Origin of the sequence: Burkholderia sp. LFS061, assembly GCF_047978125.1 — a bacterium.
Taxonomy (GTDB): Bacteria; Pseudomonadota; Gammaproteobacteria; order Burkholderiales; family Burkholderiaceae; genus Burkholderia; species Burkholderia pyrrocinia_C.
Genome location: NZ_JBFPFS010000036.1, coordinates 42,283 through 68,689 on the forward strand (window position 1 = coordinate 42,283; position 26,407 = coordinate 68,689).

The 26,407-nt window shown below is 66.3% G+C and carries 28 protein-coding genes and 1 pseudogene; 11 read left to right on the plus strand and 18 right to left on the minus strand.

Annotated features, from left to right (window positions below; genetic code table 11):
- Positions 1 to 37: 37 nt before the first annotated feature.
- From ACNQQL_RS26335 to ACNQQL_RS26350, 4 genes are all read right to left on the minus strand, one after another.
- Positions 38 to 1,078: a zinc-dependent alcohol dehydrogenase family protein gene (locus ACNQQL_RS26335; protein WP_072441170.1), complete on the minus strand. Its 1,041-nt coding sequence runs from the start codon at positions 1,076 to 1,078 to the stop codon at positions 38 to 40.
- 157 nt (positions 1,079 to 1,235) lie between these two features.
- A complete protein-coding gene (locus ACNQQL_RS26340; protein WP_347066788.1) occupies positions 1,236 to 3,050 on the minus strand; it encodes a PHA/PHB synthase family protein in 1,815 nt (604 codons plus the stop codon).
- Positions 3,047 to 3,793, minus strand: a complete 747-nt coding sequence (gene phbB, locus ACNQQL_RS26345; RefSeq protein ID WP_072441168.1) for an acetoacetyl-CoA reductase — start codon at positions 3,791 to 3,793, stop codon at positions 3,047 to 3,049. Before phbB ends, ACNQQL_RS26340 begins: the two co-directional genes overlap by 4 nt.
- The gene (locus ACNQQL_RS26350; protein ID WP_347066791.1) at positions 3,783 to 4,280 is read right to left on the minus strand and encodes a hypothetical protein; all 498 of its coding nucleotides are present in this window, start codon (positions 4,278 to 4,280) and stop codon (positions 3,783 to 3,785) included. Before ACNQQL_RS26350 ends, phbB begins: the two co-directional genes overlap by 11 nt.
- 209 nt (positions 4,281 to 4,489) lie before the next feature.
- Here ACNQQL_RS26350 and ACNQQL_RS26355 point away from each other — a divergent pair, with 209 nt between their 5' ends.
- From ACNQQL_RS26355 to ACNQQL_RS26365, 3 genes are all read left to right on the plus strand, one after another.
- A complete protein-coding gene (locus tag ACNQQL_RS26355) occupies positions 4,490 to 5,329 on the plus strand; it encodes a universal stress protein (protein ID WP_347066793.1) in 840 nt (279 codons plus the stop codon).
- A 177-nt stretch (positions 5,330 to 5,506) separates the two neighbouring features.
- On the plus strand, positions 5,507 to 6,010 hold the full coding sequence (locus ACNQQL_RS26360) for a universal stress protein (RefSeq protein WP_347066795.1): 504 nt from the start codon (positions 5,507 to 5,509) through the stop codon (positions 6,008 to 6,010).
- A complete protein-coding gene (locus ACNQQL_RS26365; RefSeq protein ID WP_347066797.1) occupies positions 6,007 to 6,840 on the plus strand; it encodes a universal stress protein in 834 nt (277 codons plus the stop codon). The genes ACNQQL_RS26360 and ACNQQL_RS26365 overlap by 4 nt, the downstream gene beginning before the upstream one ends.
- A gap of 52 nt (positions 6,841 to 6,892) precedes the next feature.
- Here ACNQQL_RS26365 and ACNQQL_RS26370 read toward each other — a convergent pair whose 3' ends face one another.
- A complete protein-coding gene (locus ACNQQL_RS26370; protein ID WP_347066799.1) occupies positions 6,893 to 7,351 on the minus strand; it encodes a universal stress protein in 459 nt (152 codons plus the stop codon).
- A 141-nt stretch (positions 7,352 to 7,492) separates the two neighbouring features.
- Here ACNQQL_RS26370 and ACNQQL_RS26375 point away from each other — a divergent pair.
- Positions 7,493 to 7,597, plus strand: a pseudogene (locus tag ACNQQL_RS26375) (DNA-binding response regulator); the annotation flags it as partial.
- 302 nt (positions 7,598 to 7,899) lie between these two features.
- Positions 7,900 to 8,673, plus strand: a complete 774-nt coding sequence (gene fnr, locus ACNQQL_RS26380) for a fumarate/nitrate reduction transcriptional regulator Fnr (protein ID WP_204423375.1) — start codon at positions 7,900 to 7,902, stop codon at positions 8,671 to 8,673.
- 34 nt (positions 8,674 to 8,707) lie between these two features.
- Here fnr and ACNQQL_RS26385 read toward each other — a convergent pair whose 3' ends face one another.
- Positions 8,708 to 9,697 carry a zinc-dependent alcohol dehydrogenase family protein gene (locus ACNQQL_RS26385; protein ID WP_072441146.1) on the minus strand — a complete coding sequence of 330 codons (990 nt, stop codon included), beginning with the start codon at positions 9,695 to 9,697 and terminating at the stop codon, positions 8,708 to 8,710.
- A gap of 176 nt (positions 9,698 to 9,873) precedes the next feature.
- On the opposite strand from ACNQQL_RS26385, the gene ACNQQL_RS26390 reads away from it, so the two are divergent.
- From ACNQQL_RS26390 to ACNQQL_RS26410, 5 genes are all read left to right on the plus strand, one after another.
- The gene (locus ACNQQL_RS26390; protein ID WP_347066802.1) at positions 9,874 to 10,875 is read left to right on the plus strand and encodes an Acg family FMN-binding oxidoreductase; all 1,002 of its coding nucleotides are present in this window, start codon (positions 9,874 to 9,876) and stop codon (positions 10,873 to 10,875) included.
- A gap of 41 nt (positions 10,876 to 10,916) precedes the next feature.
- Positions 10,917 to 11,252: a c-type cytochrome gene (locus ACNQQL_RS26395; RefSeq protein ID WP_204423372.1), complete on the plus strand. Its 336-nt coding sequence runs from the start codon at positions 10,917 to 10,919 to the stop codon at positions 11,250 to 11,252.
- A 27-nt stretch (positions 11,253 to 11,279) separates the two neighbouring features.
- On the plus strand, positions 11,280 to 12,218 hold the full coding sequence (locus tag ACNQQL_RS26400; protein WP_416392718.1) for a TIGR00730 family Rossman fold protein: 939 nt from the start codon (positions 11,280 to 11,282) through the stop codon (positions 12,216 to 12,218).
- A gap of 144 nt (positions 12,219 to 12,362) precedes the next feature.
- Positions 12,363 to 12,614, plus strand: coding sequence for a hypothetical protein (locus ACNQQL_RS26405; RefSeq protein ID WP_347066805.1), 252 nt, complete (start codon positions 12,363 to 12,365; stop codon positions 12,612 to 12,614).
- A gap of 186 nt (positions 12,615 to 12,800) precedes the next feature.
- On the plus strand, positions 12,801 to 14,549 hold the full coding sequence (locus tag ACNQQL_RS26410) for a SulP family inorganic anion transporter (protein WP_347066807.1): 1,749 nt from the start codon (positions 12,801 to 12,803) through the stop codon (positions 14,547 to 14,549).
- 86 nt (positions 14,550 to 14,635) lie between these two features.
- On the opposite strand, the gene ACNQQL_RS26415 is transcribed toward ACNQQL_RS26410, so the two are convergent.
- The 12 genes from ACNQQL_RS26415 to ACNQQL_RS26470 all read right to left on the minus strand — a co-directional run bounded on the left by ACNQQL_RS26415 (position 14,636) and on the right by ACNQQL_RS26470 (position 23,877).
- Entirely contained in the window at positions 14,636 to 14,875 is a 240-nt protein-coding gene (locus ACNQQL_RS26415) for a hypothetical protein (RefSeq protein ID WP_072441134.1), read from the minus strand.
- 55 nt (positions 14,876 to 14,930) lie between these two features.
- The gene (locus tag ACNQQL_RS26420; protein ID WP_072441396.1) at positions 14,931 to 15,581 is read right to left on the minus strand and encodes a BON domain-containing protein; all 651 of its coding nucleotides are present in this window, start codon (positions 15,579 to 15,581) and stop codon (positions 14,931 to 14,933) included.
- Between the two features lie 111 nt (positions 15,582 to 15,692).
- Complete coding sequence (locus tag ACNQQL_RS26425) at positions 15,693 to 16,127, minus strand: Hsp20/alpha crystallin family protein (RefSeq protein ID WP_072441132.1); 435 nt, start codon at positions 16,125 to 16,127, stop codon at positions 15,693 to 15,695.
- A gap of 182 nt (positions 16,128 to 16,309) precedes the next feature.
- The gene (locus ACNQQL_RS26430) at positions 16,310 to 16,585 is read right to left on the minus strand and encodes a DUF1488 domain-containing protein (RefSeq protein WP_072441130.1); all 276 of its coding nucleotides are present in this window, start codon (positions 16,583 to 16,585) and stop codon (positions 16,310 to 16,312) included.
- Between the two features lie 49 nt (positions 16,586 to 16,634).
- The gene (locus ACNQQL_RS26435) at positions 16,635 to 17,108 is read right to left on the minus strand and encodes a universal stress protein (protein WP_347066811.1); all 474 of its coding nucleotides are present in this window, start codon (positions 17,106 to 17,108) and stop codon (positions 16,635 to 16,637) included.
- Between the two features lie 972 nt (positions 17,109 to 18,080).
- Positions 18,081 to 18,899, minus strand: coding sequence for an N-formylglutamate deformylase (gene hutG / locus ACNQQL_RS26440; RefSeq protein ID WP_347066812.1), 819 nt, complete (start codon positions 18,897 to 18,899; stop codon positions 18,081 to 18,083).
- A 28-nt stretch (positions 18,900 to 18,927) separates the two neighbouring features.
- Complete coding sequence (locus ACNQQL_RS26445; RefSeq protein WP_072441124.1) at positions 18,928 to 20,328, minus strand: formimidoylglutamate deiminase; 1,401 nt, start codon at positions 20,326 to 20,328, stop codon at positions 18,928 to 18,930.
- A complete protein-coding gene (locus ACNQQL_RS26450; protein WP_347066814.1) occupies positions 20,325 to 20,870 on the minus strand; it encodes a HutD family protein in 546 nt (181 codons plus the stop codon). The genes ACNQQL_RS26445 and ACNQQL_RS26450 overlap by 4 nt, the downstream gene beginning before the upstream one ends.
- Positions 20,867 to 21,631 carry an amino acid ABC transporter ATP-binding protein gene (locus tag ACNQQL_RS26455; RefSeq protein WP_006752176.1) on the minus strand — a complete coding sequence of 255 codons (765 nt, stop codon included), beginning with the start codon at positions 21,629 to 21,631 and terminating at the stop codon, positions 20,867 to 20,869. The genes ACNQQL_RS26450 and ACNQQL_RS26455 overlap by 4 nt, the downstream gene beginning before the upstream one ends.
- Positions 21,628 to 22,296, minus strand: a complete 669-nt coding sequence (locus ACNQQL_RS26460) for an amino acid ABC transporter permease (protein WP_006752177.1) — start codon at positions 22,294 to 22,296, stop codon at positions 21,628 to 21,630. The genes ACNQQL_RS26455 and ACNQQL_RS26460 overlap by 4 nt, the downstream gene beginning before the upstream one ends.
- Before the next feature lie 17 nt (positions 22,297 to 22,313).
- On the minus strand, positions 22,314 to 23,087 hold the full coding sequence (locus ACNQQL_RS26465; protein ID WP_006752178.1) for a transporter substrate-binding domain-containing protein: 774 nt from the start codon (positions 23,085 to 23,087) through the stop codon (positions 22,314 to 22,316).
- 40 nt (positions 23,088 to 23,127) lie between these two features.
- On the minus strand, positions 23,128 to 23,877 hold the full coding sequence (locus tag ACNQQL_RS26470; protein ID WP_347066818.1) for an IclR family transcriptional regulator: 750 nt from the start codon (positions 23,875 to 23,877) through the stop codon (positions 23,128 to 23,130).
- Positions 23,878 to 25,137: 1,260 nt separating this feature from the next.
- Here ACNQQL_RS26470 and ACNQQL_RS26475 point away from each other — a divergent pair.
- The gene (locus tag ACNQQL_RS26475) at positions 25,138 to 26,013 is read left to right on the plus strand and encodes a lipid A biosynthesis lauroyl acyltransferase (protein ID WP_072441393.1); all 876 of its coding nucleotides are present in this window, start codon (positions 25,138 to 25,140) and stop codon (positions 26,011 to 26,013) included.
- Positions 26,014 to 26,407: the final 394 nt, after the last annotated feature.

Below are 26,407 nucleotides of genomic sequence, written 5' to 3' on the forward strand. Positions count from 1 at the left end.
CGGCGGGCGCCCGCTCCCGCCGCGCCGCGCGCCGCCATCACGCCACTTCGATGATGACCTTCAGTGCATGCGTTTCCGCGGCGCGGCCGAACGTGTCGTACGCGCGCTCGACGTCGTCGAGCGAAAAACGGTGCGTGATCAAACGCTTCGGATCGAGCCGCCCCGCGCGCACGGTCTTCAGCAGCATCGGCGTGCTGACCGTATCGACGAGCCGGGTCGTGATCGCGATGTTGCGATCCCACAGCTTCTCGAGATGCAGGTCGGCCTTCACGCCATGCACGCCGACGTTCGCGACGACGCCGCCCGGCGCGACGAGCGACGTGCACATCTCGAACGTCGCCGGAATCCCGACCGCCTCGATCGCGCAATCGACGCCGACGCCGTCGGTCAGCTTCATCACGTCCGCGACAGGGTCGCCATTGGCGCCGTCGAAGCAGTCGGTCGCGCCGAAGCGCCGCGCGACGTCGAGCCGGTTGCGGTCCGGGTCGATCATGATGATCTGCGCGGGCGAGTAAAACTGCGCGGTCAGCAACGCCGCGAGCCCGATCGGCCCCGCGCCGACGATCGCGACCGAACAGCCCGGCTGCACCTTGCCGTTCAGCACGCCGCATTCGAATCCGGTGGGCAGGATGTCGGACAGCATCACGAGCGCATCCTCGTCCGCGCCGGGCGGAAGCCGGTACAGGCTGGTCTGCGCGTGCGGAATGCGCACGTACTCGGCCTGCGTGCCGTCGATCCGGTTGCCGAGGATCCAGCCGCCCGTCGTGCAATGCGAGTACAGGCCGCGCCGGCAGTATTCGCACCGGCCGCACGATGTGATGCACGAGATCAGCACGTGATCGCCCGGCTGCAGCGAGTCGACCGCCGCGCCGACCTGCTCGACGATCCCGACGCCCTCGTGGCCGAGGACGCGGCCGGGTTCGCACGACGGCACGTCGCCCTTCAGGATGTGCAGGTCGGTGCCGCAGATCGTCGTGCGCGTCACGCGGACGATCGCGTCGGTCGGCGCCTGCAGCTCCGGCATCGGCCGCCGTTCGAGCGCCTTGCGCCGCGGCCCCTGGTATACGAGTGCTTTCATTGCATTGTCTCCGTCGAAAGGGAGGTTCGTTCGTCGATCGGGCCCGGCGTGCGCGTTGCGGGCCGGCGTCGCATGCGCCGGCAGCGCTGCCGATGCGCAGGCCCGATGCCGCCGCGACAACGAGCGGCGCGATCGAGAACGCCGCCGGTCAGGTTCTTCATGTTTCGAGCACGTAAGCGCCGGGCGCCGCCCCCAGGCCGGCGTCCGGCGTGCGTGCCGGCACGTCGCCCGACCCGTGCGCGCGCAGCCAGTCGCGCCAGCACGTCCACCACGACCCGTCGACGGCGCGCGTTTCGTTCACGAAGTCGTGCTGGCTGCGGTAAGGCGCGCCCGGTTCGCGGGTGGCGTGGCGATAGTGGCGGCCCGGATGGCCGGGTTCCGACACGATGCCTGCGTTATGGCCGCCCGAGGTCAGCACGAAAGTCAGCGCGTTGTGCGTGAGCAGGTGGAGCTTGTAGACGGAGTGCCACGGCGACACGTGATCGCGCTCGGTTCCGACCACGAACATCGGCACGTCGATATCCGACAGCGCGACCGGCCGGCCGTCGACGCAATAGCGGCCTGCCGCGAGGTCGTTGTCGAGGAACAGCCGCTTCAGGTATTCCGTGTGCATCCGGTACGGCACGCGCGTGACGTCCGCATTCCACGACATCAGGTCGTTCGGCTTCGTGCGCTTGCCGAGCAGATACTCGCTCATCATGCGCGACCAGATCAGGTCTCGCGCATTCAGCAGCTCGAACGTGGCGGACATCTGCGAGCCGTCCAGGTAGCCTTGCCGCCACATCAGCGCGTCGAGCGCGGACAGCTCGCTCGCGTCGACGAACAGGCCGAGTTCGCCGGGTTCGCTGAAATCGGTCTGGGCCGCGAGCAGCGTGACGGAACGCAACGCGTCGTGCTGCCGCCCGTCGCGCGCGAGCGCCGCCGCACCGATGGCCAGCAGCGTGCCGCCGAGGCAGTAGCCGACCGCGTGGACGGCTTCGCCGCACCGCTCGCGAACGGCGTCGAGCGCGGCGAGGCAGCCGTCGCGCAGGTAATCGTCGAGCCCGAGATCGCGCGACTCCGCGCCCGGATTGCGCCACGAGATCGCGAACACGGTGTAGCCCGCGTCGACCAGGAAGCGGATCAGCGAATTGTGCGGCTGCAGGTCGAGGATGTAGTACTTCATGATCCACGACGGCACGATCAGGATCGGCTCGCGTGCGACGCCGGCCGTCGTCGGTTCGTACTGCAGCAATTCGCACAGTGCGTTGCGCCACACGACCCGGCCCGGCGTGATCGCGACGTCGCGCCCGGGCAGATAGGCCCGGCCATCGCGCGGACCGGCGCCGCCGGCGCGATCGATCAGCGCGCCGAGATCGTCCAGCCAGTGCCGCGCACCGGCCGCGAAATTGGCGCCGCCGCTGCGTATCGTCGCGTCGAGCACGACCGGATTGGTCGCGATGAAATTACCCGGCGAGCATGCGTCGAGCCATTGCCGCGCGGCGAACCCGACGAGTGCCTCGTGATGCCGCTCGACGCCCCGCACGCCGCGCGTCGCATCGTGCCACCAGTGCTGGATCGACAGGAAGCCGTCGCGATACGCGCAAAACGGCCAGTTCGACCATGCCGGTGCGGCGAAACGCGGATCGGCCTGCCCGGCATGCACCGTCAGCCCGGCCTCGTCCGGGTCGTCGGACGCGCCGTTTGCCGCAGGCAACGGACCGGCCGCGCGCCATGCCTGCCACGCCAGTTCGAAGCACTTTCCGGGCGACACGGCGAGATGCGCGCCCCAGTCGATCACGGCCAGCGCCAGCGACACCGGCGACAAGCCGAGTGTCATCGCGGCCAGACTCGCCCGCGCCGCGCGATCCCATTGTTCGGCCGGTGACACGTCGGGCCGCTCGCCCGCGCACGGACGCGGGGCCTGCGCGAGTTCACCGGCGTCGGCAGCCGGACGGCGCGTGACCGGCACGCGGATGACGGAATCATTCATCGCATGTGCATGCCGCCGTTGACGTCGAATTCCGCGCCGGTCGCGAATGCGCCCGTGTCCGAGCAAAGCCACGCGACGAGCGCCGCGATTTCGTCGGGGTTGCCGAGGCGCCCCAGCGGAATCTGCGGCAGGATTTTCGTGTCGAGCACGTCCTTCGGCACCGACTCGACCATCGCGGTCGCGAGGTAGCCCGGCGACACCGTGTTGACCGTCACGCCGTGTCGCGCGAGTTCGAGCGCGAGTGCCTTCGTGAAACCGTGAATGCCCGCCTTGGCGGCCGCATAGTTGGCCTGCCCGTACGCGCCTCTCGAGCCGTTCACCGAGCCGACGTTGACGATGCGGCCGAAGCCGGCTTCGATCATGCCGGGCACGAACGGCTTCGTCATGTTGAACATGCTGTCGAGATTGGTGCGCAGCACCGCGTCCCACATGCTCTTGGTCATCTTCACGAAGCTGGCGTCGCGCGTGATGCCGGCGTTGTTGACGAGCACGTCGACATGTCCGAATTGCGCGAGCACGCGCGCCGCGCAGTGCTGGCACGAATCGTAGTCGGCGACGTCGACCTCGAACGCATGGAAGGTGCGCCCTGCTTCGCGTTCTTGTACCAGCCAGGTCGCGATATGGTCGTTGTGCTCCGTGTGCGACACGGCGACGGTCATGCCAGCGGCGTGCAGACGACGGCTGATCGCGGCGCCCAGGCCGCCCGTGCCGCCCGTCACGAATGCGACACGGTCAGCGCACATGATCGTGCTCCTGCGTCGCATTCGCGCCGGCCATGTCCGTCATGCCGCGTCCGAACGCCGCCATCCATTCGTGCCACGGCATGCTCGCTTCGTTGACCACGACCAGCCGGCTCACGTCGGGCAGCCAGTCGGTCTGGTAGCGAGACAGCATGTCCGCGCCATACTCGCGCAGCCACGTGCGCCAGACCCCCGCCTCCTCGTATTGCGTGCGCATGCCCCATTCGACGGCGTCCTGCCAGATCGCGGCACTCGCGATCGCATAATCGCGCATCACGCGCTGTGCCGCTGCGCCGAACTCGGTCCATTCGCGCGTTTCCGCGAGCGCCTGCTGCAACTGCCGCGCCGCGTCGCGATCCCGCTCGATACGCCGTCCCGTCAGCGCATGCCATTCGTGCTGCCAGTCGCGATTCAGCGCGAACAGGCGCAGCGCGATGTCGCAGGCTGCCCGGCACGCGCCGTTCGGTGTCGTCAAAGCGTCGGTGGTCATCGTCTTCCCTCTGTCGATTCGGTCGAAGGGTCGGCCCCCGGCTGCACCCCGGGCGGCACCCGTCTTGCGCCGCCTGCCCGGTACCGGCCGCGACCGCCTCACTGTGCGGCTGTGCGGCACGGCGGCCGTTGATCTGCGTCAAGCGCGCGGGAAGCCCGCTTCGTAGACTGAATTGCAATGGCGGATACACCGTCGATGGAGCGATCCAGATGAGCTACAAGAGCATGGTCGTGCATCTCGATACGAGCGTTCGCGCGCATTCGCGCCTCGAGCTCGCGTTGCGTCTCGCGCGGCGCTTCAAGGCGCACCTGACCGGGGTGTTCGCGATCTACACACCGGAGCCGACTTCGTTTTACGTGATGGCCGGTTCCGCCGATTACTTTCGCGAACAGCGCGACCAGCGCGACGAGCGTCTCGCCGCGCTCGAACGCCTGTTTCATGCCGAAACGGCACGGGCCGGCGTATCGTCGGCCTGGATTCGCGCCGACGAGCGCGCCAACGTCGCGGTGCCGCGTCTCGCGCGTCTCGCGGATCTCGTGATCGCGGGCCAGAGCGACCCGAACGATCCCGAAACCTATATCGACGACCAGTTTCCGGAAACGCTCGTGCTGTCGGCGGGGCGTCCGGTGCTGTTCGTGCCGTATGCCGGGGAATTCCCGTCGCTCGGCGAACGCGCGCTGGTGGCGTGGGACGGCAGCCGCGAGGCCACGCGCGCCGCGCACGACGCGCTGCCCTTTCTCGAGCACGCGAAACGCACGACGGTCGTCGCGGTGGTCGACGGCGATTCCGAAGCGGCGACCACCCGCATTCCCGCCGCGGATGCCGCGCTGATGCTTGCGCGCCACGCGCCGGACGTCAACGTGCTCGACATCGATAGCGGCGCCGGCACGTCCATCGGCGACACGCTGCTGTCGCGCGCGTACGAAACGGGCAGCGATCTGCTCGTGATGGGCGCGTACGGCCATCCGCGCTGGCGCGAACTGCTGATGGGCGGCGCCACGCGCACGGTGCTGGCGTCGATGACGCTGCCGGTACTGATGTCGCACTGAGAGCGCCGATGCGTACGCTCGCGCTGCTCGTCGTCGAGCCGGCCGACGCAGCGTGGATTGCGGCACGCGATGCGGTGCGGCTGCTGCGACGCGACGGTGCCGCTTGATCCAGATCAGCGCGATCGGCGCGCGTGCGCCGATGATGAAATCGTTGACACGCGTTCAGAGGGAACCGCCATGTACTCGAACATTCTGGTCGCGCTCGACGGCAGCGAACCGTCGTCCCGCGCGCTCGACGCCGCACTGACGCTTGCGTCGGAATCGGGCGCGCGGCTCACGCCGGTCTACGTCGTCGATTTCCTGGTGCCGGCCTACGACATGTACGGCTACGATCCGTCGATCCTGATCGACGCGTTCCGCGAGGAAGGGCTGCGCGTCACCGACGACGCGGCGAAGCGCATGGCTGCGCGCGGCGTAACCGGCACGCCGCGGATCGCCAATGTCGATCCGGGCGGCGAAGACGTCGCGCAGCGGCTCCTGATCGTCGCGAAGGAAGCCGGCGCCGACCTGATCGTGATGGGCACCCACGGCCGGCGCGGCTTCAGCCGCCTCGTCCTGGGCAGCGTCGCCGAGCGCTTGCTGCGGCGCGCCGCGTGCCCCGTGCTGATGATTCCGGCGAGTTGCGCGCCGGTGTCCGCTGCGGCGCCCGCCGCCGCATCGACCGAAAAGGAGCCGTCATGAGCTACAAGACCCTGCTCGTCCATCTCGACGATAGCGATCGTTGCGCGACGCGCGTCGAACTGGCGCTCGAACTCGCAGGACGCTGGAACGCGCACCTGATCGGCCTGTACGTGGTCTGCCAGGATCTCTTCGAACCGTTGCGGCGGCCCGACGAGCCGCTCAAGCTCGCGGAGTACGAGCGCCTGTGCGAACAGCGGCGCAAGGACGCGGAGGAGAAATTCCTCGAAGCCGCCGAGCGCGCGGGGCGCAGCGTCGAATGGCAGGCGCCCGCCGGCGCCGCGACCGACGCCGCGATCCTGCATGCGCGCCATGCCGACCTGCTCGTGCTCGGCCAGGAGGATCCGGACGACCGCCTGACGCACGTCGCGCACCATTTCATCGAGGACGTCGTGATGGGCAGCGGCCGTCCGGCGCTCGTCGTGCCGTACGCGGGCGACGTGCGCAAGATCGGCGAGAACGTGCTGATCGGCTGGGACGGCGGACGCGAAGCCGCGCGCGCAATGGCCGACGCGCTGCCGCTGCTCGCGCGTGCGCGCTTCGTCAACGTCGAGACGGTCAGCCACGGGCAACCCGATCCGGACAAGACGCCGGCAGGCGTGGACGTCGCCGCGTACCTGGAGCGTCACGGCATCCGCGCATCGTTCTCGACGACGACACGCCCAGGCACGGTCGGCGTCGGCGCGACGCTGCTGAACCGGGCCACCGACCTTCACGCGGACCTGATCGTGATGGGCCTGTACAGCCATACCCGGACGCACGAGCGCGTACTCGGCGGCGCGACGCGCACGATCCTCGAAACCATGACGGTGCCGGTGCTGCTGTCGCACTGAGCATGAACGCGAACGGGGCGGCCTCGGTCGGCCGCCCCGTCGTCCTGGCGGATCACGACGCGCCCGAATCGTCGCGGACCAGCAGCACGGGCCGGTCCGCGGTGCGCAGCAGCGACTCGGCGACGCTGCCGAGCAACGCCCTGCGAACACCCCGCCGGCCGTGCGTCCCCATCACGATCAGGTCGGCATCGCAGTCGGCGGCCGCGCGCGCCAGCACCGACGCCACGTTCTCGCCACACGCATCGATCGTTTGCGCGGTGCCGCGCACCCCGCACAGCCGGAACGCGGTCTCGGCATCGGCGAGCGCCGTCGCCGCGCGGCCTGCCCCTACTCCGCCCGGGTCGCTCCGATCGACGTAGCCGCTGTCGATATTCGTCAGCCGCGGCGTATCCGACACGACGCACACGGCGACGACGAGGCCGCCCGACGCGCGGGCGAGCGTTATCGCCTCGTCGAGCGCGAGCCGTGCGCCGCGACTGTCGTCGAGCGCGGCGAAGATCCGTTCATACATGGCGCCTCCCGGTTTATCCATCCCGTTCCGGCCGGATCGGGATCTTCAGTCTGGGCCCGCCGCCGTCCGGCCCGTTGACACCGATCAAGCGGGCCTCGGGGCGGACATGGCGGCCCCGTGCATGCGCCCCGATTGGCGAACACCTGCAAGACGCGCATCCTCGAGAAAATGCAGATGCCGAACGATGCGGCGCTCGTGCGTTACGCCGTACGCCACAAGCTGTTCGACGACACGGACGAACCCTGAACGCGACAAGACGCCGCACGCTTGTAGGAATTGCCCTACAGCCCTTCTTCAACGCCTACTTAATCTTCCATTTCCGCTGATTACATTCGCGCGTCCGGCTGTCCATACTTCCCGTCAAGAAAAACAAACACGCGTGCCTCCCGGAGCGGCGCGGCGGCGCAGTCCTGCCTCGACTGCATCGTCGTCCCGACGCCCCGGTGCGGCGCGTCCTTGATGAAGGCGGCGAAGATTCACGCCGCCCGTAGCGGCCAGCGCGACCGTGCCCACGCGATTCGCCGCCGCCCAACAAACCGGAGCAGATCATGCAGAGCCATGCCGAAGTGTCGATGCCGCCGCAGTCGCGCCCCTTTATTCCGCTGCACCCCGTCGAGCGGTCGGACCAGCCGAAGCGCGCGTCGTCCCGCTGTTCTTCGTGCGCGCTGCGCGCCGTTTGCCTGCCCCAGGAACTGACACCCGACGATTTCGTGCGGGTCGACGCGATGATCTGCACGACGCGTCATGTCAAGCGCGGCGACACCCTGTATCGGGCCGGCGATACATTCAACAGCATCTATGCGGTGAGAACCGGATCGTTCAAGACCGTCGTCATGCATCGCGACGGCGACGAGCAGGTGACCGGCTTCCAGATCGTCGGCGAATCGCTCGGACTGGAGGGGGTGCACACCGGCCATCACAACGGCGATGCGATCGCGCTCGAGGACAGCACCGTCTGCATCATTCCGTTCGGCCAGCTCGAACAGATTTGCCGAGAAGTACGGACGATGCAGCACCACGTCTACCAGATGATGAGCGGCGAGATCGTCCGCGAGTCCGCGTTGATGCTGCTGCTCGGTACGATGAGCGCGGAACAGCGCGTGGCCGCGTTCCTGCTGAATCTCTCCACGCGTTTCAAGGCACGCGGCTACTCGGCCGCGGAGTTCGTGCTGCGGATGACCCGCGACGAGATCGGCGAGTATCTCGGCATGAAACTCGAGACGGTCAGCCGCATGCTGTCGAAGTTCCAGCAGAAAGGGCTCGTCGCGGCGCAGGGCAAGCAGATCCGCATCGTCGATTCGGAAGAACTCGCGCGCATCTGACCGCGCGGATTTTCCGGCTCGCACGTCGCGCGGTTCAGCCGCGCATGTCGAGTACGGCGGCGCCCGATAGATGCCCCATGCGCAGGTCCGAGAGCGCGCGGTTCGCGTCGGTCAGCGCATAGCGCGTTGCTTCGACCCGCAGCGGCGTCGCGTCGGCGATCCGCATGAACGCGACGGCATCCGCGCGCGTCAGGTTGGCCACCGATGCGATTCGGCGCTCGCCCCACAGCCACGCGTACGGAAAAGCCGGGATGTCGCTCATGTGAATGCCGCCGCACACGACGATCCCGCCCTTGTCGACCGCCCGCAGCGCCGCCGGCACCAGTGCGCCGACCGGCGCGAAAATCAGCGCGGCGTCGAGCGTCTCGGGCGGCGCTTCGTCGCTGCCGCCCGCCCATGCCGCCCCCAGCGACAGCGCAAGCTGCTGCGCAGCGGTATCGCCGGGTTTCGTCAGCGCGAACACCCGGCGTCCTTCATGGTGTGCGATCTGCGCGACGAGATGCGCTGCCGCGCCGAACCCGTAGATCCCGATTCGCCGTGCGTCGCCGGCCATGCGCAACGTACGGTAGCCGATCAGGCCGGCGCAAAGCAGCGGTGCGGCCTCCCGGTCGGCGTAGCGCTGCGGCAGATGCACGCAATAACGGTGGTCCGCAACGGTGCGCTCGGCATAACCGCCGTCGATCGTATAGCCGGTGAATCCGGGGCTGTCGCACAGATTCTCCCGTCCGGCGGTGCAATACGCGCAATGCCCGCAGGTCCGGCCGAGCCATGGCACGCCAACCCGGTCGCCGACCGCGAAACCCGTCACGCCTGCGCCCAGCGAGCGCACCGTCCCGACGATTTCATGCCCCGGAATCAGCGGCAGCTTCGGATGCGCGAGATCGCCGTCGACGACGTGGAGATCGGTACGGCACACGCCGCATGCGTGCACGTCGATCAGCAGCTGGCCCGCCGCGGGCCGTGGGTCCGGCACGTGTGCCTCGCGCAAATCCGGTGTCGTACCGTCGAACATCATCGCAAGCATATGGGCCTCCCCCGCGCGATCGGCGTCGCGCGCTTCGCTTGTTCCAAGCGTAGGCGCCTGGAACCGTGTCCGTACGACTCGCTGACGCGGGCTTGACGTGGGTCAACGGCCGCCGGCCGGTTGCTGACAGGATGAAATGGCGTTCCGCCGCTGGCCGGCTCCCTGGAGATTGCCGAATGACATCCGTTACCCCCGTTGCTGCAAGCCCCCGTCTCGACGATCGACTGCGGTCGCTGCTGGGCTACGCGGTGCTGGCGCCGTCGAGCCACAATTCCCAGCCGTGGCGGTTCATCGTCGACGGCACGACGATTGCTGTCTGCGCGGACCGGGTTCGCGCGCTGCCCGTGGTCGATCCGTACGATCGCGAACTGATCATCAGTTGCGGGGCGGCGTTGCTCAACCTCCGCGTCGCGCTCAATCATGCCGGGATCGCGCATACGATCAGCGCGTTCCCGTCCGACGTCGATCCCGACGTCCTGGCACTCGTGCGCGTGTGTGACGACGGCTACACCGACGCGGAGCTGGGTACGCTGTTCGCCGCGATCCCCGAGCGCGTCACGACGCGCGCCCCGTTCGAATCCGAACCCGTTCCGGACGCGCTCCAGCACGAGCTGATCGCGGCGGGCGCCGCGGAAGGCGCGGACGTGGCCTGTGCCGACTCGATCGCGCGGCGCGCGCGGGTGGCCGAGGTGATCGCCGACGCGGATCGCCAGCAGTTCGCCGACCCGCGGTTCCGGCGCGAACTGGCGAGCTGGATCGATCCGCGCCGGCACGTCGACGGCATGCCCGCGTTCGCGGCCGGCGTGCCGGCACTGCTGGATTTCGCGGCGCCGCTCGTGACGACCGCGGTGCGCACGTTCGATCTCGGCAACGGCCTGGCCGCGCTGCATCACCAGCTCGTCGGTGCGTCGCCGCTGATCGTCTGCATCGCGACGGCTCGCGACGATCGCGAGGCCTGGCTCGCCGCCGGGCAAGCGCTCGAGCGCATGCTGCTCGTCGCGACGCGTGCGGGCTACACGGCGTCGTACCTGAACCAGCCGATCGAGACGGCCGGACTGCGCGCGCAGCTGTGCGACATGCTCGCGCTTCGCGGGCATCCGCAACTGCTGCTGCGCATCGGGCGCGGCCCGCATGTGCAGCATTCGCCGCGCCGACCGCTCGACGAAGTGATTTCCTGATCGCGCGCCGCGCCCGCTTTCGTCCTGACGAGGAAAAAAACATGAACGTCACGCGCCTACTCGCCGCCTGCATGCTCGCCGCGACGGCCGGCATCGCGGCCGCCCAGACGGCGGTGCCCGAACCGACCGCGCTCGTCGATGCCCAGCACTGCATGTTTTGTCATACATCCGACATGCCGTTTCTTGCGCCATCGTTCCACCAGATTGCAGAACGTTACCGGGGCGTGCCGCACGCCCAGGAGCAACTCGAAATCAAGCTGCGCCTCGGCGGCCGCGCGCATTGGGGCGATACGCCGATGCCGTCCGCCGCCGAGCGCGGCGGGCCGCTCACGCGTGACGACGCCCGTCAACTGGTGCAATGGGTCCTGAGTCAGTAACCGGCCTTGTCAGCCCCCCCTTCCACCATGAGCGCCGTCAAACCGACCGCTGTCAGGGCCCGGCAACGTCGCGCGCGCCCCTCGCGCCCGCTGTCGCCGCGGATGCGGCGCCGGGCCGACACCGCGAACTGCCTACAGGCCGATGAAGACACGACGCTCCTGAAGCGCCCCGGCATGCGGGGCATCCGGCTGCAACTCGACTACTGGAAAGCCGAGGAGCGTCTGCAGCAGGAACGCATCGGCCACACGATCGTGATTTACGGCAGCACGCGCATCGTCGCGCCCGCCGAAGCCAATGCGCGGCTGCGCGAAGCGAGCCGTGCGCTGGCGGAGCGGCCGCACGATGCGCGCCGGCGTCGCGCCGTCGCGGTCGCGAGTCGTCTGGTCAAATACAGTGCCTACTATCGCGTCGCGCGCGAATTCGGGCGCATCGTCGGACGTGCCGACCGGCGTACCCGCACGGCAAGGCTCGCCGTGATCACCGGCGGCGGCCCGGGCATCATGGAGGCCGCCAATCGAGGCGCCTACGAAAACGGAGCACCGAGCATCGGCTTGAACATCGAACTTCCGCGCGAACAGGCGCCCAATCCCTATCTCACGCCGGCCCTGTGCTTTCGCTTTCACTATTTCGCGATCCGCAAGCTGCATCTGCTCGAACGCGCGAAAGCCGCCGTGTTCTTCCCGGGCGGGTACGGCACCTGCGACGAGTTGTTCGAGGTGCTGACGCTCCTGCAAACCCGGAAGATCGCGCCGCTTCCGGTCATACTCGTCGGCGAAGCATACTGGCGCCGCGTCGTCGATTTCGCCTTTCTCGCGGACGACGGGATGATCGATCGCAGCGATCTCGACTTGTTCGTCTATTGCGAATCCGCGCAGGACATCTGGCACGCAATCGGCTGCTGGTATGCGCAGCGGCGATCACGGCCGCCGCGGCGCGTGACTTCACGGGCGAGCCGCGCGATGTAGGAATCGGCCGATTTTATCTGCCCGTTTCCTACACGCGGTTCGGGGCTGCCTGATTGAATCCCGCGGGAGCGGAAACGATACTGGATGCACGACGACCGGTCGTACCGCACATCGATTCCCGGCCGTTCGCCCAGGAGAGCCGTCATGCCACATGCGATGTCTTGTTTCGAACCGGGAAGCCGGGCAGCCGGCCGCACCGGCACCTCGAGGTCCGCTGCGCAAGGATGCACGGTACCCGATACGCAGACGCTCCTCGCACTTGCGCGCGAAGCCGGCATGATGGTCATGCTCGATGCCCAGATCGGGCGCGAACGCTACGAAAGCGTGACGGGATCGCTTGCCTCGCTGGCCCGTTTTGCCCAGGCGCTGCAGCTTTCGGCGCTCCAGGCTGCGTGATGTCGAGCGCCGTCGTGTCGCGCCGCCGGTATCCGGTCAGGCGGCCGCGCTCCCGTCATCCGGCGCAATGGCGCTTCCCGCTCTTGCGTTTCGCGCGCCTGTTACGGTCCGACGGCATCCCGTCGAATGCACGCTTGCCGGGGCAAGCCATGTCCGTTGCCCCGGCTTTTCCGTGACGAAACCGCGATGAACCGGCCTCTTTCCGGACGCATCGCACGCATGCTCCCGGGAATCGCGCTGCTCGCGAACTACCGGCGTGCGTGGCTCTCGCGCGACCTGTATGCGGGCTTGGCGCTCTCCGCGGTGCTGGTTCCGGTCGGCATGAGCTACGCGCAAGCGGCCGGCCTGCCCGCCGTCACCGGGCTCTACGCATCGATCGCCGCGTTGCTCGCCTATGCGGTGCTCGGCCCGAGCCGGATCCTCGTCCTGGGCCCGGATTCCGCGCTGGCCGCGTTGATCGCAGCGGCCATCGCGCCGCTCGCCGACCATGATCCGCAGCGGGCCGTCGCGCTGTCCGGCGCGCTGGCACTATCGGCCGGAACGATCTGCATCCTGCTCGGTACGCTCCGCCTCGGGTTCGTCACCGATCTGCTGTCGCGCCCGATCCAGTACGGTTACCTGAACGGCATCGCCATCGCCCTTGCAGTCGGCAGGCTGCCAGAGCTGTTCGGCATATCCGTGCCGGGTAACGACGTGTTCTCCAGCCTGTCGCACATCATGCGAGCCCTCGTCGAGCACCGGTTTTCCATCGATGCGTGTGTGCTGGGCGTGGGCGTTCTGGCGGCGATTGCGGCCATGAAACGCGTGACGCCGCGTTGGCCCGGCGTATTGATCGCCGTGTTGGCGGCGACCCTGGCCGCACGCGTATTGCCGTTGCACGGGGTCGCGACGGTCGGCGCGTTGCCCGCCGGCGCGCCCATGCCCCATCTTCCGGCCGTGTCGCTCGCCGACGTGACCGCGCTCGCGTCCGGCGCGGTCGCCGTGGCACTGGTGTCGTTCGCCGACATCAGCATGTTGTCGCGCGCCCTTTCCGCTCGTGCAGGCGACACGCCGGACCGCAACCAGGAACTGGTCGCATTGGGGGCGGCCAATCTGCTGGCTGGCGTGATGCAGGGCTGCGCGGTCAGCAGCAGCGCGTCCCGCACGCCCGTCGCGATTGCCGCGGGCGCGCAAAGCCAGGTCACGAATCTCGTCGCGGCGGCCTGCATCGTGTTGCTGCTCATTGTCGCGCCGGCGCTGCTGACGCTCGTCCCGCGTGCGGCGCTGGCTGCCGTGGTGATTTACGCCGCGTTCGGCATCGCCGACGTCCGCGGCGTGGTACGACTTTATCGAATGCGCCACGGCGAATGCCTGATTTCGGTGCTGTGCCTTGCGGGCGTCGTCGGCATGGGTGTCGTACCGGGTGTCCTGCTTGCGAGCGCGCTGTCGTTGCTGTCGTTCGTCTGGCGGGCCTGGCATCCGTACGATGCGGTGCTTGGCCGGCTGGCGGGCGTTCGCGGTTATCACGACATTGCGCGACATCCGGACGCCGTGCAAACGCCCGGGCTCGTGCTGTTCCGCTGGGATGCCCCGCTCTTCTATGCCAATGTCGAGATTTTCTGCGAGCATCTGCGTGCTGCGCTCACGCAAGCGACGGGCCCGGTCGATCGAGTCGTCGTCGCGGCAGAACCCGTCACCGATATCGATGTCAGCGCGGCGGACCGGCTCGTGGCGCTTCGCGAGGAACTCGGCGAGCAAGGCATCGCGCTGAATTTCGCGGAAATGAAGGGCCCGGTGAAGGATCGCCTGCGCGCTTACGGCTTGTTCGACGTATTCGGATCAGCCAGCTTCTTTCCGACCGTGACCGACGCGGTCGCGCATCATGTCCAGCGGCAAGGCGAACACGTCGCGCGTCCGTCGTCACCGGGTTCCGCACGAGATCCAGCGGACGAGTAGTCACACGAATGCGTGCGATGGCGCGTGTCGCCTTGCGTGCCCCGGGAAATCATCGTCGATGCGACACGTCCGCGACGGCCGGCGATTCAGACCGTGAAGGTGTTCGATTTCCTCATCTCGACCCACGTCATCCCGGCTCGCAGCCCTTCGACCGCGGCCTCGCGCTCGGTGGCATGGGCCCTGTTATGCGCGAACGTGTGTTCGCATGCGCCATCCGGCGACGTGAGCGTCACATGGATCCTGCAATGATAGCCGCCCGTTTCGGCGGCGATCGTCTCGATCGCCACCGACCAGTCCGCGTCATGTACCTCGCCTGACACTGTCATCTGACTTCCCTCCATCATCCATGCGGACGGCGCATCCGGCCGCCGCTGGCCGGGTTCACTCGACGACCAGGTCGTCGACGACGGCACGCACGCCTCGTGCGGACCACGCGGCACCGCGCACGGCCTTGCGCTCGGAGAACGAGCCGACCTTGCCGGAAAGCCGCACGGTGCCGTCGCGCACCTCGATCGCGATGTGTTTCGCCTCGCGCTCCGCGTGACGCATGATCGCGCGCTTGATGTTGCTGCCGATGTCGGCCGATCCGATCGCCCCCTGCACGCTGATGTGGTTGGTCACGCCGGTCACGCTGCGCATCTGCGAGATCGCGCGCACGGCCGCATGGCTCTGGTATGCCCAGTCGACCGTGCCGGACAGCGTGATCCAGCCGTGCTCGACCTGCACCTTGACCGCATCGTCGTTCAGACCGACCGTCCAGTGCAGGACCGACCGCACGGCGTTGGCGATGTCCTCGTCGGTGCGGACGTCGTCGTCAGGCAGATGCACGGTCATGTCGACGACGAGTGCCTTGACGCCGGCCACGCGGTTCGCCGCGCGCTCGATCGCCAGTTTCTCCGCGTAGCTTGGCGGGTGACCCGAAATCGTCACGATCCGGTCGGCCACCTCGACACCGATGCGGGTCGCGTCGATCGCCGGGTCCGACTCCAGTTCATCCTGAACGTCCTGCTTCAATTGCTTGTCGGTTTTCATCGCATGCACTCCTGTGAGCCGCGGCGCGCCTGTCCGCCGCATGCAGCCAGATTTGCACATGCGCGGCGCCGGATCGCTGATGCAGGTCAACGGATATCTCGTGCCGCCGGATCACCCGATCGTCAGCTTCTTCTGTCCGGCCGGCGTCTTCTTCGGCAGCGTCAGCGACAGCACGCCGTCCTGATACGCTGCCGTCGCGTTCGCGTCGTCGATTTCGCCGGGCAGCGAGAACGAGCGGCTGATCGTGCCGCTGTAGCGCTCGCGCCGGATCACGCGCTCGCCTTCCTTCTGCTCGTTGTTGCGTTCGATCTTTGCGTTGATCGATACGGTCCGGCCCGTCACCTGGACGTCGATGTCGTCCTTCGCGACGCCGGGCAATTCCGCGTTGACCTTGTAGGCATTATCGCTTTCCGTGACGTCGATCTTCATCGACGCGAGATCGGGTTCGTCCGTCAGCGTCATGCCTCGCAACGGCCTGAACAGCCCCTGAAACAGGTCGGAGACGGGATCGATCGAAAACGGATCGTAGCGAGTCAGGTTGCTCATGATATGTACTCCTCGAACGGTTGAATCGACCCGGCGCGTTCGTCCTGACGGTGCCGGACCGGAATGCGGGACGCGTCGCCGCGACATACGCTTGTCGCGCGGGGAACGAACCGTCCCGTCAGGAATCCAGCGTAGACGGGCGGGCCGGCTGCGGCTTGATACGCGTCAACGGCGCGAGCCGGTTACGTACAGAACCGGAAAAATCCGCTGTGGAGCAGGATCGGCCGACCGCCGAGTTCCTCGAGCATGCGGCGTGCCGCGCTTTCGATGGCGGGACGATTGCACGAGAACGCGGCCACGAGATCCGGCTCCCGAGGCGACGCGGCGAGGAAATGATCTTCCAGTGCCGCGGCCGTGATCGCGCATTGCACGCGCCGACCTTCTACCAGTGCCGGAAAGGCCAGCGCAGGCTCCTGCCCGGAATATGACGGCGATTCGACGGGAAACGAGATTTCCATGACGCTCTCCTGACGGGATGGCGCACCGACCGGCGCTTGCGCAGTTGCGCTATGCGGCCGCAACGGCTGCACGCGTCGCGTCGTCGCCGCGCACGAGCAGTACCGGGCAACTCGACGTGCGCAGGAAGCGTTCCGCGACACTGCCGAGCATCGCGCGCCGGATGCCGCGCCGGCCATGCGTGCCGAGTACGGCCAGATCGATCGCATGTTCGGCGACATAGCGCTGCAGGCGTTCCGCAACATCCTGACCGAGCTCCGTTTCGACAATTTCCGTATCGCCGTTCACTCCGGCGTGCGCGATCGTCCGCTCGGCGTCCCGCAGCACCGCTACGCCGTCGTGTCTGACCTCCTCGATCAATGCATTCGGATCGAGTCGTCCGGCGTAGCCGAGCAGAATGGATTTGTCGACGACGAAAACGGCAAACAGACGGGCCTGGTGCAGGCGGGCCATCTTCAGGCCTTCGTCGAGGGCTTGTCTGGACGAAACACTACCGTCTACGGCGACCATGATATTCGTGTACATACGGACCTCGCGGGATGGACTGGCGTACATGCGACGTTTGGACTTGCCTCCATCATCGGCGCGCGACGGGATCGGACGTTGACCGAAATCAACGGTGCGAAAACCGACAAAATGGATTGAGGATCGCGAAACGATGCAGGGCTACCAAACGAGATGCGGCACCCTGCGGGGATCGGCCTTGATGAAGGCAGATTGGCGATAGCCGGCGAGGAAGGCCGTGAGTTTCAGGAGGAACCGGCCCGCTTTCGCGAACGCCCTTCGGCATCGGTTTCCCGCGTTGCGGATCATGCGGATGGATGCGGCCCGACTCGGCATGCGTAGAGCAAAATAATTCCGTCACTCCAGAATCCTCGTGAACCAAGGCTTCCGGCCCGCGAGTTGACGACTTTATTGACTGTCCTCTCAAAACAATGTCGTCAACTCGCCTACGTCCGCATTCAATTTGCCAACTCGCGTAGTAGGCCTCGACTTCCCACGGTAAGTTCCTGATTTCTTGATCGATTCTTGGCGCACAGATGCAGTTTGTCACGACGCAGTGTTCAGGCTGGATGCCCCTTGTTTCAAGCTAGGTTCGCCGATGGTGGCAGGGCAGTGTTGTGGGGGTTGGACTAGATCAAACAGGCAGCGTCAAATCGGCTGACTTAGTTCGGCCAAATAGGGACCTTGATTCGATTGAGGCGCTAGACATTCAGGGGACTCGTCAATCCAGGAAGCGATCTTTCAGCAGAGAAGGCCGACCTGAGCTATCGACCTTACCCGACGTAGTCACGGGGTCGCAGCATTCTTCAATGAGCTTCATTCTCTTCGACGCTGCTGGGCTTCCACTTGCCGCATGCGGAATACGCGCGCCTGCTCCGAGCGCTAGCGAACTTCTAGAAGCGCGTATTGGACAGAGCGTCCCTGCTCGGTCGGATTGGCACAAGTGGTCTTCAGAATGTGCTCCAAGAGGTCGCGGACAAGGAAGTATCGAACTCATTCCGCCTGCGAGGCGTCCCGAGTCAGCTTGACGATTGCGTCGAGCGCACCATTCACCATGCCGCGTACCACTGGCTCTACTTTCTTCGCGACCTCGGGCAGATAGTCGAACGGCGCGTTTTCGCTCATGTAGGTGGACTGGCACATCTCCAGCTGCACCGCGTGCACGCCGTCCTGCGGCGCACCGGCGTGCCGCGTGATGAAGCCGCCCTTGAAGCGGCCGTTCGTAATCCACGTGAACGGACTCGCCGCGGCGACGCGCTGCACCGCTTTCTGCACTGAAGGCGCAGCGGTGCGACCATCCTGCGTGCCGATGTTCAAGTCCGGCAGCTTGCCTTCGAAAAGGCGCGGCAGCACGCTCGCGATCGAGTGCGCTTCCCACAGCAGCACGTTGCGATGCTGGCGGCGCAGGCGCGTCAGTTCTTCATGCAGGGCGTCGTGATACGGCTGCCAGTAAGTGGCCACGCGGCGATTGCGCTCGGCCGCGTCCGGGGCGCAGCCCTCGCGATACAGCGGCTCACCGCGAAAGGTTTCGGTCGGGCACAGCGACGTGGTGGTCTGCCCGGGATACAGGCTTTCGTCGTTCGATGGCCGGTTCAGGTCGATCACGTAACGCGACACGCGCGCACCGAGAATCGTTGCGCCGAGCGCGCGGGCGAATCCGTAGAGGCGGTCCAGATGCCAGTCGGTGTCAGCAACCGTCAGCGCGATATCTGTGTACCGGTCACGCAGCGCATCCGGAATCTGCGTGCCCAGATGGGGAATGGAAATCATTAGCGGCGCATCGCCGCGTTCGAGTGAGAAGAGATCGTTCATGGTGCCTGGGATCGGTTGACGGTTACGCTCAGGCGTCGGCGAGAAGCTGCACCAGCGCCCGGCGATAGTCCGCGTAAAGCCTGGCTTCGTCGCGATGACGGCGCTCGTGGATCACGCGCTCGCCGCCGACGAAGACGTCGCGCACCGGCGTGTCGCCGTGCTCGCAAAAGACTGCGGACGACAGCCACGTCGCGCTGGTCTGCTCGGCGAGATCGGGATGGTCAGGGTCGAGCACGATCCAGTCCGCCCGCGCGCCCTGCTTGAGGGCACCGGCCGCGCGGCCGGTCGCACGAGCGCCGCCCGCAAGCGCGCCATGGAACAGGCGGTCCGCGACATGCGATGCCTGCGGCGAGGCCAGCACGTTGCGCTGACGCCGCGCGAGCCGCTGGCCATATTCGAGCAAGCGCAGTTCCGCGCGCCAGTCCACGCTGATATGGCTATCCGAGCCGACGCCGAACGCGCCTCCTGCATCGAGATAGTCGCTTGCGGGGAACAGGCCGTCGCCGAGATTCGCTTCGGTCGTAAGGCACAGGCCCGCAATCGCACCGCTCTCAGCGAGTGCGAGCGTTTCGCTTTCGTCGACGTGCGTCGCATGCACGAGGCACCAGCGCGCGTCGACGTCGAAACGCTCGAGCAGCCATTGTATGGGCCGCGCGCCAAGCGTCGCGACACAGGCGTCGACTTCCGCTGTCTGCTCCGCAATGTGGATATGCACTGGTGCGCCAGGCGACATCGCGTCGAGTCCTTCAAGCGCGGCGCGCAATGAATCTTCCGATACAGCGCGCAGCGAGTGTGGCGCGATTCCGTAACACAGCGCGCCGTGTTCCGGACGCGCGGAGCGCAGCGTGCCGAGAAGCTTCAGAAAGGCGTCCGTCGCGTTGATGAAGCGGCGCTGATCGGCGCGCGGCGGTTGAGCGCCGAAGCCGCTGTACTGGTAGAGCACCGGCAGCATCGTCATGCCGATGCCGGTCTCGCTCGCGGCATCCACGACGCGCTGCGCGAGTTCGGCCGGATGCGCGTGACGGCCGCCGTCCTGAGCGTGGTGCACATAGTGGAACTCACAGACGGACGTATAGCCGGCCTTGAGCATCTCGACATACAGCCAGCGCGCTATCGCGCCCAGCGTCTCGGGCGTGATGCGTGCGGCGAATCGGTACATCAGGTCGCGCCAGCTCCAGAAGCTGTCCGTGGGATTGGCACGGTACTCCGTGAGGCCGGCCATGGCGCGCTGAAACGCGTGCGAATGCAGGTTCGGCATGCCCGGAATGACCGGCCCCGCTGCACGCGCGGCATCCGCCGGCGCGGTGGTCGTGTCGGGCGTAACGGCGACGAGCGTACCGGCGTCGTTCCACTCGATCAGCACGTTGGTACACCAGCCGTCCGGCAGCAGCGCATGCGCTGCGAAGAGCGATTTCGGGGATGAATTCAAGAGTCGGCTTCCGTATCCAGCGACGTGCACACCAGCACGCCGTCTCCTTCTATGGCGATCTCGACGGGATTCGTCCGGTCGATGCGCAGCGTGTCTAGTGGCGTCAGCGCGATGCACGCCGGCCCGGCCTGCACCTCGACAGATCCCTGCGCGCAAAGCAGCAAAACCGTGTCCGCGGCGAGGGTCCGGCGCCCCGGTGCGCGCACGATGTCGACCGAGGCGCGCGCCGCGCCACGGTATGTCATCAGGTTGAACACCCGCACCGGGCCGTTTGCGAGGTGTGCCGTCACCGGCGCCTCGCCGGGGAAACGCGCGACGTCAAACTCACCCAGGACGCCTGCGCCGAGCGTCATCCCTGCCCCGTCGAGAACTATCAACAGGCGGTCGATGCCGTCGAAACGCGAGAACGGTCCGTCGCGATCGATATCGGCAATGCTCACGCGCCACTCGTACGCACAGGACGCGACTTCGCGCGTGATGCCGCCGCCGTTCTTCCACGGCGACGCCACGAGTGCGGCGCCGCGTATCAAGGTCGGGCTCACGCGCGCGACAGCACTGCCTGGAGGAATGAGCGCGTACGGGGTTGCGTGGGCGTCGAGAAAATCTGCGCGGGAGGGCCCGCTTCGACGATCTCGCCGCCGTCCATTACAACCACGACGTCCGCCACTTCTTTCGCGAAGCCCATCTCGTGCGTGACCACGAGCATGGTCATGCCTTCGGAGGCGAGCAGCTTCATCACCTGCAGCACTTCGCCCACGAGTTCGGGGTCGAGCGCCGAAGTCGGTTCGTCGAAGAGCATGACACGCGGCTGCATCGCCAGAGCCCGCGCGATGGCGACGCGCTGCTTCTGGCCGCCAGAAAGGCTGGCGGGCATCGCATGCGCCTTGTGCTCGAGGCCCACCTTTTTGAGCAGGGCAAGCGCAGCGGCTTCGGCGTCGGCTTTCGAGGCGCCGCGCAGCATGCGGGGACCCACCGTGATGTTGTGCAGCACCGAGAGATGTGGAAACAGGTTGAACGACTGGAACACCATGCCCACTTCGGTGCGCAGCGCGTTGAGCGAGCGGTCCTTGAGCATCGTGCCGTGATCGACGAGCCGGTGGCCGCAGATATCGATCGTGCCGCGCTCGGGCTGCTCCAGCCCGTTGCAGCAGCGCAGGAACGTGCTCTTGCCCGAACCGCTCGGCCCGATCACGACCACGACCTGGCTCGGCTGTATGTCGAAGTCGATGCCGTTCAATACGCGATGTGTGCCGAACGACTTCGTGAGTTCGCGAATGCTGACGATAGGTTGAGCGCTGCTCATTGCACCATACCTCCTGCGCGCAGCCGACGCTCGACGCGATGAAGAATGAAGTTGGTCGTTTGCGTGAGCACGAGATACACGAGCGCGATCACGATATACACCTCGAGCGACCGGTAGGACACGCTGATGATCTTCTGGCCTTCATGCATGAGGTCGTGAATCGTCAGCAGCGACACCAGGGCCGAGTTCTTGATTAGCGCGATGAACTCGTTGCCGAGCGGGGGAATCATGCGCACGATGGCCTGCGGCAGAATGATCGCGCGCATGGCCTGTCCCGACGACATGCCGATGGAGCGCGCCGCTTCCATCTGTCCGCGATCCACCGACTGGATCGCACCGCGCACGATCTCCGACACGTAGGCCGCCGAATACAGCCCGAGCCCGAGCATGCCGCACACGAACGCGGGCAAGAGGATGTCGAATTGCGGCAAGCCGAAGAACAGCAGAAACAGCTGCACGAGCAGCGGCGTGCCGCGGAAGAAGATCAGATAGCCGGTGCAGAAGCCATAAACGAGCCGCCGCTGCGGATAGAGCCGGCCGATGCCGATCAGGAGGCCGAGCAGGCACGAGAGCACGAGCGCGGCGGCGGTCACTTCCACCGTGACCAGCGCGCCGTGCGCGATGTCGGCCCAACCGGCGAATGCCGGCGTGAAGTCGAGTTGCATGATTCGGGTCCGCCGGATTACTTCGCGTTCGCCGTGGTGCTGGCACTCGCGCCGAACCACTTCTTCACGATAGCGTTGTAGGTGCCGTCCGCCTTGATCTTCGCGAGCGCGGCATTCATCTGGTCGCGCAGTTGCGATTCGTCCTTGCGCACCGCGATGCCGTACGCTTCGGTCGTCAGCTCCTTATCGAGCACGCGGAAACCGGGGCGCGTGCGCACGAACTGGTACGCTGCGGGCTTGCCAGTGACGGCGGCGTCGGCACGGCCGATACCGACGAGATCGAACATTTCCTGGTTCTTTTCCACCTCCACGCGCTGCACCTGTGGATAGTTGTCGCGCAGGAAATTGACGGACTTGGTGCCGACCTGCACGCTTACTTTCTTGCCGTTGAGATCGGCGAGGGTCTTGATCGGCGAGTCCGCCTTGACGAGCGCGGAGAGGCCGCCCGCGAAGTACGACTGAGTGAAATCGACCACCTGCGCGCGCTCCGGCGTGATGTAGATGCCCGAGATCGCCGCGTCGAACCGCCGAGCCACGAGACCCGGAATCAGCCCCTTGAAGTCGATGTCCGTCCACTGGACCTGCTTGCCCATCGCCTTGGCCAGTGCGTTCATGATGTCGATGTCGAAGCCGGTGCGCTGGCCCTTGTCGACGAATTCCATCGGCGGGAAGGTCGCGTCGGTTGCAACGTTGAGCACGTTCGAATCCTGCGCGAATGCCGTGCCGGGCGCGATCGCCGTCAGCAGCGCCATGCCGAGGCTTGCAGCGGAGAGAAGGGTTTTCAGTTTCATGGTGCGGGCTCCAGAGTGTGTGATCGTCGTTGAGTGAGGCTCAGGCAGATTGCAGTCGGGTGGAGATGCTGTTGGCCGTTCGCACGGTCCAGTCGGCGAGTTGTTGTTCGCGACCCGCCGCGCGCGAGGACGGGGCCATCAGCGTGATTGATGCGCATGCGCCCGCGCTGCGCGACATTCGCCGGAACACCGGCGCACTCACGCCCCAGACGCCGGGATCGACTTCGCTGTCGCTTACGGCATAACCGCGCGCGCGAATTCGCTCAAGCTCCGTTTCAAGGGCGGCCCGCGCCGTGTCGTCACCGGCGAACTGACGCTCCAGCGCCTCGTTGCGCGTTTTCTCCGCCATGAAGGCGAGCAGCGACTTGGCGGACGCGCCCGCGCGCAACGGCACCGCGCGGCCCTTTTCGAACGAGCAACGCAGCGAGTGCGTGCTCTCGACCATTTCGAGGCAGATCACCTGGTCGTTCACGGCGATGATGAGCCCGACGCTCTCCTGCGTCGCGCGCGAGAGCTCCGCCATGCCGTCGCGGCTCGCTTCGACCAGCATCGAATTGATGTCGAAGCCGAGTGCGAGCTGCAAGCTCACGGGACCGGGGGCATAGCAGCCCGCGTCCTCCGTCACGAAGCCCCAGCGCTTAAGCAGCGTGATTTGGCGATAGAGCGTGCTTTGCGCGAGGCCGGTCACGCCGAGCATGTCCTTCACGGACATGGCTTTACCGTGGCTCGCGAGCGCAGTAAGTACGAGCAGCAGGCGCTCGGCGCCGATGACGCTGGATTCCTGTTTCACGTTGAGTCTTGCCCGAAGAGTTGCGATTCCGATGACGCAGAATGCCACGTCGCTCCCGCTGGACAAAAATGCGATTCCCATTCAGTGGGAATGATGAGTTGGGGTTTACACCGCTGCTTACCTAATGCCATGCTCAGTCGCAGCAGTACGGCAATGCGAACGTCGCAGTCAATACGCGGGCGGGCTGACGCAACAGCGCCATCGTGTATTAGACAGCGTGGGCAACGTCGCCTCGATCGCACGGCGCTAGGCACTGAAGTTAGCTCTTTTGAGTTTAGACCTGCCCGCTTGAGCCACTCGCGGGGCTAGTCGACTGGTCTGACGAAAACCGCGATGGTTTTTTCCGACGCATTGCCTCGTTTGAAGCGTCGTTTGATCATGGTGCGGCCACCATGGCATCGAGTCCGGTCTTTTTGAGATTACGGCCCTGTAGTCGAATGACTGGTGTATTTCGTTACCCGACGCCAAAACTTTGATCCAGCGAACGGCAATTCTGGGTCGTTCAGCATCGTTCGCGTCGCCCCAGAACAGCCATTCTTTGTCGCGTGCCGATCCTGACGTCGGGATGAACGCGCCAGCGAGTACCTTCTTATCACGATGGCCTGATTACGGCCCGAAACTGGCGATCAGGGCAACGCGTGACCAGGAGGTGCCGGCGCCGCAGGGGAGTTGACACTGGTCTTCTCAAGGCCGCGGCCAGTGACAACTTTATTTCGCAACGCACAACCTCATGAATTTCCGAGAGTTTCGAATCTTCCAGTCGACATCGACCGGCGAAATGACAACTTTCCTTCGCAAACGGTGACGACTTTATTTTGGTCTACGGCATGACGGGCGACTTCTTCGGCGGGGAGCACGCACGTGTTATCGTGAGCGGATTGCCACATCGTCGCGATGCCGGTCGAACCGGCCGCCGCGATCGTTCCCTGCGCCTTCGCGCGCCACCTGGCTGCCGGTGGCGCGTTCCATCGATTCACGTATGTGCCGCGCTGCCCGAACCCGGCGCGCTATCTGGAGGCCATGCGCATCCGCGCCGTCCGGCTCGGCATCGCGTGGATGAACTTTCCGCCCGCCATCATGTATCGCTTCGAACGTCGGATCGAAGCGGTCGGCCATCATCGGCGCTGGCGCGCGGCCGCCGTCGGAGGCGGTCGCGCAAGCAACTGCCCTGCACGGTCTCGACACAACCCGATTTCCCCGTACCCCATCACTCGACTCGAGCGGCGCCGGGCAGTCATCAGACGGAAGTCCATCATCATCATGAACGCTCTCGGGTATTGGCTGCTGTTCGGCCTCCTACGGTTCCTGTCCATTCTTCCGTACTCGCTGGTCGCGAGAACCGGCAGCGGCATCGGCGCTGCGCTCTACCGGATACCGAGCCGACGCAAGCACGTGGTGCATGTCAACCTGCAACTCTGCTTTCCGCTGAAGACCGACGAGGAGCGCGACGTGCTCGCGCGTGCCCATTTCGAACATGTCGTCCGGAGCTACCTGGAGCGCGGATTCCAGTGGTTCGGCAACGCTCGGTCGCTCAATCGCCTGGTCGAGATGGACAGCCGCATCGATCTCCACGATCCGGATGCGCCGCCGACGATCTTCATGGGATTTCACTTCGTCGGCATCGAGGTGGGCTGCATGCTCTATTCGTCGTCGCTGCCCGTGGCGGCACTCTACACGCGCATGTCGAACCGTCGCGTGTGCGACCTCGCCAAACGTCAGCGCGGGCGCTTCGGCGCCGAGATGATCGAACGCAGTGCGAGCGCGAAACACCTCGTCAGACTACTTCGCGCGGGCACCCCGGTGATGCTCGCCGCGGACATGGATCACGGCACGACGGGTTCGGTGTTTGCGCCGCTGTTCGGCGTGCAGGCCTGCACGTTGACGTCGGTATCGCGGCTGGCGAAGCTGAGCGGCGCGCGGGTCGTACCGTTCGTGACCGAAGTGCTGCCGGAATTCCGCGGCTACAAGCTGACCATCTTCGAGCCGCTCGACAGCTATCCGACCGGCAGCGAGTCGTTCGATGCGCGCACGATGAATTCCTTTCTCGAGGAGCAGATCCTTCGATTTCCCGAGCAGTACTACTGGGTGCACCGACGGTTCAAGCATCGCCCGGCAGGCGAGCCAGGCGTCTATTGACGGCTGCATGAGCGGCAGAACCCGGCGCCGACGCACAGATGCCAATTTGAATGATATTTGTCGTGCCACGACGAGCCGACTTCTCTCTGCCCTACGACCGGGGCGGTAAATCCGGCGGCGGCTGCCATGCCCCGCTGTCCTTGCCGACCAGCGCCGAGGCCTGCCGATCGATGCAGCGCTGTTGATCGCCTGAGGCACGACCACCGTGGCAGTCGGCTTGCGAAATGCGCGCGCGAGGAAACGACGGGGCCGCATCCGCGACACCGCGGTCGATCTTCGACGGCGTGCCGAGCACGCACCCGGCAACTACCACTACTGCCAGTACCCCTGCTGTCCGTGCCCCCGTAATCTTGTCGACATCGCTGGCGCGCCGTCGAAGGCCGCGCCGCTTCGA